At 48.3% G+C, this 8013-nt stretch carries 9 protein-coding genes; 3 read left to right on the top strand and 6 right to left on the bottom strand.

Annotation, left to right across the window (positions count from 1 at the left end):
* Both ACOJTG_RS09080 and ACOJTG_RS09085 read right to left on the bottom strand, forming a co-directional pair.
* The coding region (locus ACOJTG_RS09080; RefSeq protein WP_420153525.1) for a DnaJ domain-containing protein at positions 1-496 on the bottom strand (496 nt) is incomplete at its 3' end.
* A gap of 80 nt (positions 497-576) precedes the next feature.
* Positions 577-1125, bottom strand: coding sequence for a nucleotide exchange factor GrpE (locus tag ACOJTG_RS09085; protein ID WP_420153526.1), 549 nt, complete (start codon positions 1123-1125; stop codon positions 577-579).
* Positions 1126-1386: 261 nt separating this feature from the next.
* Between ACOJTG_RS09085 and queG the strand changes: the two genes are divergently transcribed.
* From queG to ACOJTG_RS09100, 3 genes are all read left to right on the top strand, one after another.
* Positions 1387-2328, top strand: coding sequence for a tRNA epoxyqueuosine(34) reductase QueG (gene queG, locus ACOJTG_RS09090; protein ID WP_420153527.1), 942 nt, complete (start codon positions 1387-1389; stop codon positions 2326-2328).
* 101 nt (positions 2329-2429) lie between these two features.
* The gene (locus ACOJTG_RS09095) at positions 2430-3077 is read left to right on the top strand and encodes a porin family protein (protein WP_420153528.1); all 648 of its coding nucleotides are present in this window, start codon (positions 2430-2432) and stop codon (positions 3075-3077) included.
* Positions 3078-3197: 120 nt separating this feature from the next.
* Positions 3198-4199 (top strand): GRP family sugar transporter, encoded by a 1002-nt coding sequence (locus ACOJTG_RS09100; RefSeq protein WP_420153529.1) that lies wholly within the window; start codon positions 3198-3200, stop codon positions 4197-4199.
* On the opposite strand, the gene ACOJTG_RS09105 is transcribed toward ACOJTG_RS09100, so the two are convergent.
* The 4 genes from ACOJTG_RS09105 to ACOJTG_RS09120 all read right to left on the bottom strand — a co-directional run bounded on the left by ACOJTG_RS09105 (position 4194) and on the right by ACOJTG_RS09120 (position 7705).
* Complete coding sequence (locus tag ACOJTG_RS09105) at positions 4194-5252, bottom strand: glycoside hydrolase family 76 protein (RefSeq protein WP_420153530.1); 1059 nt, start codon at positions 5250-5252, stop codon at positions 4194-4196. The genes ACOJTG_RS09100 and ACOJTG_RS09105 overlap by 6 nt on opposite strands.
* 77 nt (positions 5253-5329) lie before the next feature.
* The gene (locus ACOJTG_RS09110; RefSeq protein ID WP_104710708.1) at positions 5330-5665 is read right to left on the bottom strand and encodes a winged helix-turn-helix domain-containing protein; all 336 of its coding nucleotides are present in this window, start codon (positions 5663-5665) and stop codon (positions 5330-5332) included.
* Between the two features lie 135 nt (positions 5666-5800).
* Positions 5801-7039 carry an MFS transporter gene (locus ACOJTG_RS09115; RefSeq protein WP_420153531.1) on the bottom strand — a complete coding sequence of 413 codons (1239 nt, stop codon included), beginning with the start codon at positions 7037-7039 and terminating at the stop codon, positions 5801-5803.
* 72 nt (positions 7040-7111) lie between these two features.
* Complete coding sequence (locus tag ACOJTG_RS09120; protein ID WP_420153532.1) at positions 7112-7705, bottom strand: TetR/AcrR family transcriptional regulator; 594 nt, start codon at positions 7703-7705, stop codon at positions 7112-7114.
* Positions 7706-8013 lie beyond the last annotated feature (308 nt).

Raw genomic sequence — 8013 nt, forward strand, 5'->3', positions numbered from 1 at the left:
ACGTACCGTTTTTCGAACCGTTACCACCGCAGGCATTACAGCTGACGTGGCGTTTTACTTTGATTTTTTTCTCAACGCCGTTGGCTACCTCCTGTAAATCAAGTTTGAGCTTGATACGTAAGTCGGAGCCTTTCCGAACGCGTTGCTGCTGACGACCACCGCCCCCAAAGCCACCACCGAAGAAGCTGCCAAAAGGACTGCCTTCACAAAAAATATCGCCGAATAGAGAGAAAATAACCTCGGCAGTTTGCGGACCTGAGTACCCGCCACCCATACCCGCGTGACCGAACTGGTCGTAACGGGCTTTTTTGTTGGGATCAGAAAGTACTTCGTAGGCCTCTGCCGCCTCTTTGAATTTATCTTCCGCTTCCGGATTGTCGGGATTTTTATCGGGGTGATACTTAATCGCCAGTTTCCGGTATGCTTTCTTAATCTCCTCTTCGGTCGAAGATTTGGAGACGCCTAATATTTCGTAATAGTCACGCTTTTGTGCCATCTTTTTTCAATCAAGAAATGAGCGAATGAGGAAGAGAATGAAGTGGGGAAGAATCTGTCATTCGCTCATTCGAACTATGATTATACCCCGACTACAACCTTCGCAAAGCGAATCACTTTGTCGCCCAGGTAATATCCTTTTTCTACCTCATCAATTACTTTGCCTTTCAGGTCTTCCGAAGGAGCAGGGAACTGGGTGATGCTTTCGTGCAGATCGGGATCGAAGGCCTGACCTTTCGATTCCATCGCTTTTAATCCTTTGCCGGCTACGGCTTTGGTCAGTTTATTGAAGATCAGCTCAATGCCTTGGGTATCCACTTTACCATCTTCACCGTAGGTGGCCTGAGCCCGCTCAATATCGTCCAGTACGGGTAAAATGGCTTTGATTACATTCTCGGAAGCCGTTTTTACCAGTTCGTCTTTTTCCCGCAGCGTACGCTTACGGAAATTGTCGAATTCAGCGACCAGGCGAATGTATTTATCTTTTAGCTCTGCATTCTCAGACTGTAGTTTCTGCTCTGCAGACGGCTGATCCGTCGTTTCAGCTGCTGATCCATTGGTTTCAGCACCGTTGTCAGCCTGGGGAGTTTGTTCGTTCTCTTCGGGTTGCGTAAATTCCGGATTCGTCATGTCTTATGTACTTTTTTACCAGTAAAGTTTCGCAAAATTAGCTTGCCAATGCGGTTTTCGCTGACAGAATGACATTTTACTTTGGAAAGTCAGAAAACTAAACCGACAAAATGGAAAACTTACGTCGCCATACGTTCTGTAGATCAGTAGGCTAAGAGTGGTAAACTGAAAAGACACATCGCTGGAATGAATTGAGCCGATCAGCAGTTTACAGGGAAGAACGTACTTTTGCAGTAGTAAGTAAAGGCTTCATCACTTTCTATGACCGTTTCCGACATCATCCAGCAAGAAAACGCGTTGCGTATCAAAGAAATCGCCCGGGATCTGGGCTTCGATTTCTGCGGGATCTCGCGGGCAGATTTTCTGGAAGAGGAAGCCCCCCGCCTGGAAAAATGGCTACGGCTGGGCCGTCACGGGAAAATGCAGTACATGGAAAACCACTTCGACAAACGGCTGGATCCCCGCCTGCTGGTCGAGGGAGCTAAATCAGTCGTATCGCTGCTGTACAATTATTATCCCGAAGAAACCCTACCCGAAGGCGACGAAGATCTGAAGATTGCCAAGTACGCGTACGGTGTCGATTACCACTTCGTCATCAAAGATAAACTCAAGGATTTTTTAAGCCGGATTCAGGAAGAAATCGGGGCAGTAGAGGGGCGTTGCTTTGTGGATTCTGCTCCCATCATGGAAAAAGCCTGGGCCAAACAGGCGGGTTTGGGCTGGATCGGTAAAAATAGTAACTTGATTACCCGTAAAAGCGGTAGTTTCTTTTTTATCGCCGAACTCATCATTGATCTCGAGTTACAGCCCGACGGGCCCATGGCGGATTACTGCGGCACCTGCACCCGCTGCATCGATGCCTGTCCCACGGATGCTATCTCCGAACCCTATGGCGTAGACGGCAGTCGTTGCATCAGCTACCTGACCATCGAATTAAAAGAATCCATTCCTGAATCATTTAAAGGACACACGAAAAACTGGGTGTTTGGCTGTGACATTTGTCAGGACGTTTGTCCCTGGAATCGTTTTTCCCAACCCCACCGGGAATCCGCTTTTCAATTACCAGACGAACTCAAAAATTTCCAAGCCCGTGATTGGCAGGAACTTACCGAAGAGACCTTCCGCCGCGTCTTTAAAAAATCACCTCTTAAGCGTGCCAAATACGAAGGACTTCAGCGAAATGTACTATTTGTGACAGAGTAAAAATATTGAACTGTAGAAAACTTTCTGCACATTATCATACGTAGGTATGCAGGAACGCTATTTTTCAGTTACAGTTCACATTTTTTACTCTCACTTCAATCATGAAAAAGTACATTTTTGCTGCTTTCCTGGCAATCGCCATGGTCCGGGGAGCTCAGGCACAGGATAATTTATCTTGGGGCCTTATGGGTGGTGTTTCAATCGCTAAATTTGGCGGCGGTGGAGCAGGTAACGCCAATTTTAAAACCGGTGGTACGGGCGGTCTATTCATCAACTACAGCATCAACGAACGCTTTGGTGTAGGTGGACAGGCTCTGTATACGCAACTGGGCAGTAAGTTTGGGGGTCTGCCTACGGAAGTACGATTGAATTACCTGCAAATTCCGATTCTGGCTACCTTCTACCTGAACGATCGGGGAGCAGCCTTCCGTCCTAAAATTTTCGCGGGTCCTTACGTTGGATTTCTCCTGGGAGCCCGTAATGAAAATGGAGACAACATCAACGCGAACAAGGATCGTTACACGGCGGCTGATGCCGGTCTGCACTTAGGAGCGGGCTTTAATTACCGTCTAAGCGACCGCGTATGGCTTAATTTCGACGCTCGTTACGGCTTAGGTTTAGTAAATGTGGCTAAGCCCGTATACGGCAGTGGAGACATCAACAACCGGAACATTGGTATCAACCTGGGCGTTAGTTTCCCACTTGGAAAATACCAGCCCAGCACGGGTCGTTTTACGTCTTCCCGGTAATAAGCTTGATAAACGTATAGGCAAAAGAGACGCTCTGCACAGAGCGTCTCTTTTCGTTTGTAAAGGAGCTGGTCCGCTTTTATTAAAGCTCCAGCCTAGGTATCTAAACCTCTGCAAACTATGTTTATTGTCGATCAGCCTACACTGGCCGTATTTTTCTGTTTGATTACAATGCTTTGTTGGGGTTCCTGGAGTAACGGGCAAAAGATTGTCACACAGTCGGCTCCTTTACAGGTGTTCTACCGGGATTATGTATACGGAATTGTACTTCTATCGTTGATTCTGGCTTTTACTCTGGGAAGTATCGGAGAGGAAGGCCGCCCCTTTCTGGAAGACATTCAGCAGGCAACGCTTCAAAACCTGGCACTGGCACTAGCGGGTGGGATTCTGTTTAATATTGGCAATACGCTGTTAACCGTCGGAATCAATCTCTCCGGAATCGCCATTGCCATGCCCGTCGGTACGGGGCTTTCGATGGCTCTTGGTATTATCGTTAACTACATTGCCAAACCTGATGGAGATTTGACCTTACTGGCCATCGGCGGCGGACTGGTACTGGTTTCCATTGGCATGTGTGCCTTGGCGTATCTGGCCCGGGAAGAGGATAGTGAAGAGAAATCCGACAACAAAGGGATTTGGGTAGCTCTGGCGGGCGGATTGGTTTCGGGCTTTTTCTTTCTGGTGATTACCAGTTCGATTATTGACGAACTATCCTTTCCGCAGAAAGATAAACTGACGCCGTACACGGGTCTCGTACTCTTTGCGTTCGGCATTTTGCTGAGTAATCCGGTGCTGGAACGCATCCTCGAACGACTCAAGCTGACGGGCGATGATAACGAGACGCCTTACAAAGAAGTACCTCTTCGGGAGCACCTGCTGGGGTTGGCGAGTGGTTTGCTGTGGTGCGTGGGTATGATTACCCTTTTACTAGGTTCGCAGGAAGCAGGCGATGCCATTTCGTACGGGCTTAGTCAGGGGGCAACCGTAGTTTCCGTACTGTGGGGTTTATTCGCCTGGAAAGAATTTAAGGATGCTCCCGCCAAAGCGAATCGATACCTCTGGCTAATGGGAGCATCTTATGTCGTAGGGCTAGCCCTCATTATTATGGCTCGCAGCTCATAGTTTGAGAGTTTGTAAGCGGGCGTACATTTCCAGCATGGCCGCCTGGTCAATCAACGTTTTCCAGGGCTTTTTGCCGATTAGATCTTTTGCGTCTTTTTCTTCTTTCCAAATTCGTTCCGCATCCTGTTTGAAGAGTTTCAGGTACTGAGGGTCAGCATCAATCTGATACAACTCAATATACCCCCGTAGCAAGACTACATTAAACCAGTAGTGATCCGGAAATTTCTGTTTCCGGAAAAAATGCTGGCGAGCGGCCTTGGCTACCCGTTGAGCTTCCTGCAGGTATTTCTTCTCTTTGGTAAGTTCATACAGCAACACACTTGACTGGAGCATGGTCCCCGTATTGTAGGTATATATCGCGGAATCGATCTTCATACTGGGCAATTTCACCGCGTCGTAGTATATACCCGAAGGAGCCTGTAAATGCGTATTCGTCCAGCGGTACAGATCCAGAGCTGTATCGAGGTACTTCCGATCTTTTTTGATTTTATAGAGTTGCAGGGCAATTAGGACGCCCGGCCCGTTTGAGCAGGTATTTTTGGTCGTCTTATCGTCTTCTTTCCAGTAGATACCGCCGCCACCGGCCTGATCGTAGCCCGTCATCATAAAGCGATAAATTAACTCGGCCGTATCGAGATAGGATTTCTGTTTGGTTCGCTGATACGCATCCAGACAGGCAATGGCAATCCATTGATTATCATCGAAAAACCGCGTATCGATCTTCTCCTTAGTCACGTAAGCCTGGTACCCCGGTGCTGGCGGATTTTCGTTGTAATACTGCTGGATCGTTTTCAGGACTGGACCGAGGTAGGACTGTTTCGGCTCCAGTACTTCCATTTCATTGGCGGCCTGAACCAGAGCACACAAGGGCCAGAGGTACGAATGCGGCTTTTCATTATGAGCCGCGTCGTTGGTCTCCTGATACAAGGCCGAAGCGGGATCGTAGAAGACGGTTTGAATGTTTTCCTGAATGCGGTGCAGGCGTTCAGTCTGGGCCTGAAGAGTACCGGCTAACGACAACAGGCCGGCCAGCGTGAAGACTATTTTTTTCATACTTAGGTTTAAAGGGTTTCCTTCTGTATGAGATAGTAACGACAGGGACCGGATAACTCTGCTTTGGTAAAGAAAACTTAGAGACTTGCCAGTTTCTCACTTTCCAGGTTTAGAAATTCCTGGAAACGTTCATGAATGTTTTGATAAATCCCTACCCAGCGTTTCCCTTCTTCGGTTAATACGGCCCCGCCACCGCGTTCGCCGCCCGCTTGCGTACTTACCAGCGGACTAGGGGCCTGCTTGTTGACTGACTGAATCAGATCCCAGGCTCGTTTGTACGACATCCCCAGGGCTTTGGCAGAGGCCGAAATGGAGCCCGTTCGTTCGATCTGTTCCAGTAAACGCAACTTGCCAATGCCGATAAAACGGTCTTCGCCTTCAATCCAGATGCGGCCATTTAGTTTGAATGCCATTGTGAGTAAATAAATTAACGGTGGTAATGCTGGGACGAAAGTACAGCTGGAGGAAGATACTAGGTCTTAAAAATGAAACTTCCCAATCGTTTGTAAGCGATCGGGAAGTTTTTGAAACTCTCATTCGGGCCGATTCTATACGGGTACGGCCGGTGTGGCCAATTTTCGCTGGACCATCCGATTGACGAAGTACATCATCACAATGGCCAGAATGGAACCGGCAATGACCACATAGCTCAGTCGGTCGTAATGCTCGATGTAGCCCGAGGGCGTTTCCGAGACAATGAATCCGGCGGCAGCGGCGGCCAATCCACCAGCCATTTGCTGAACTGATGCGTTGATACTCATAAATGCTCCACGGTCCTGCGGCTTGGGAATGGCCGTCATCAGAGCTGAGGAAGAAATGATACGGGACGTGATGCCCATGAAAAGAAAGACGTTGATAACAATGACAATCCAGATCGGGGTAGGTCCCAGGTTTCCGTAGATTCCCGTCATGATCATTGACAGGATCGATCCGATTACAAACAGACGGTACTTGCCAATGACATCGCTGTACTTCCCAATAAGCGGTCCGGCAATCATTGAGCTGATCCCCGTTACGATGTAGACCATCGGAAGTTTATCAAACGGAATTTTCAGGTTATGTACACTGAACGCACTGCCAAAGGGCATCAGCATATAGCCGCCCATCGCCAGTAAGGTCGTCGTAGCGAAGGCCAGTAGGTAATTGGATTGCGAAAGCGTTTGGCCCAGGTGCTTGAAGGCATTGTGCTCCGTATTGAGTCCTAGGTGTTTGTCGATGGGCTTTAGGTACACCAGAATCAGAATACCGATGACGATACAGAAAAGTACAATCATCGTAAAGGGCGAATGCCAGCCAAACTCATTGGCTAGGTACAGGCCAATGGGGATGCCCAGTACCTGACTGGTGGCAAAGGCCATCTGTACAAAACCCATCACGCGACCCCGTACCTCAAGGGCAAACAAATCGGTAATAATAGCCGAGCAAATCGAACCGATCACGCCGCCGAACAAACCCGTAAAAATGCGGGCAAAGAGCAAAAAGTGATAATCCGTCGCGATACTGCACAAAAAGGTGCCGAGCGTGAAACCCGTATAGAAAAACAGGAGCAGCTTTTTTCGGTCAAAATTGTCAGCGAAGCCCGCCGCCAGTAGTCCTGAAGCTCCGGCACTGAACGCGTACGCCGATACCACCCAGCCAAACTGTACGGGGGTGATGTGTAAGGTCGGCATCAGGATGGCTCCGAGCGGCGAAAGAACCATGAAATCCAGAATAATAGTAAACTGCAGAATGGCCAGTACGGCGATGACGAAGCCTTCGTAGCGGGTAAAACGTGCGGAAGATGCCATGAATTGAGTTAGGAAGAGAAAAAGGATAATGGTTTGTAGGAGTAGTTCTAGGGGAACGACACCCGCATAACCCTAAGGTTTAAGTGCTTTTAAAACTAATTCCAGAGCCTGTAGAAGAACTGGCTCCGTGAGCTGAAACGCTGGACGGTTAGGGAAGCTACGACCCTGAACATGAAATTTTACCAGTTGATACAAGGGCGAAAAAGCTACCGACCAGTAGACTTCGAAGGGGAGACTCACCACTTCATTTCGGGCAATGTTGTTTTGTACAAAGTGACCAAGCTTTTGGTGAAACTCCGGTCCCAGTAATTCGCTAGCCCGCTGATGGTACGGCGAATGACGAATTTGTTCCATGAACAGTGAGGCCATCGGGTTTTCCAGACAAAATCGGGCCCGGTTCAGCCATTGAATCCGTAACCCTTCCGCAAAAGACATGTCGGGATCGAAGTTCTCCAGCGTAGCAATCATCATGCGACGGTTTTCCTCCACACTCAGCTGGACAATCAGATCATCGCGATCCTGAAAGTAAATGTACAGCGTGGCCGGGGAGACATTAGCCGCTTTGGCCAGCCGTTGCATACTTAAGCCATCCAGACCGCTTTCCACAATCATGGTAATGGCTTTCTCGCGAATGGCCTGTTCTTTGGTTTCGTCTTTGTACCGCATTTCATTCGCAAATAAATGAACGTTTGTTTATTTATCCAAGCGTAGACCAATCGTTTTATCTGAGCTAGGGTAGGATGAGGTAGGCTTGCCGCACTAGTGGGTAGAATTTCTATACCTGATAAGGACTCAGCGGATACGTATTTTCAAACGATTAGGGCATCATGGAAACAGCGTATTTTAAATGATGTGCTGTTTGTCAGTGAGTTACGTAGATGTATTCTTCATTTTCGGCTAAACGTTTGTAGAATTTTGGCTCGCTTGAGGTATGGCTTTTTCAACAGTAAGGACATAACCCAACGTAAAAAACT

It is taken from the genome of Siphonobacter sp., from assembly GCF_048595215.1.
Lineage (GTDB): Bacteria > Bacteroidota > Bacteroidia > Cytophagales > Spirosomataceae > Siphonobacter.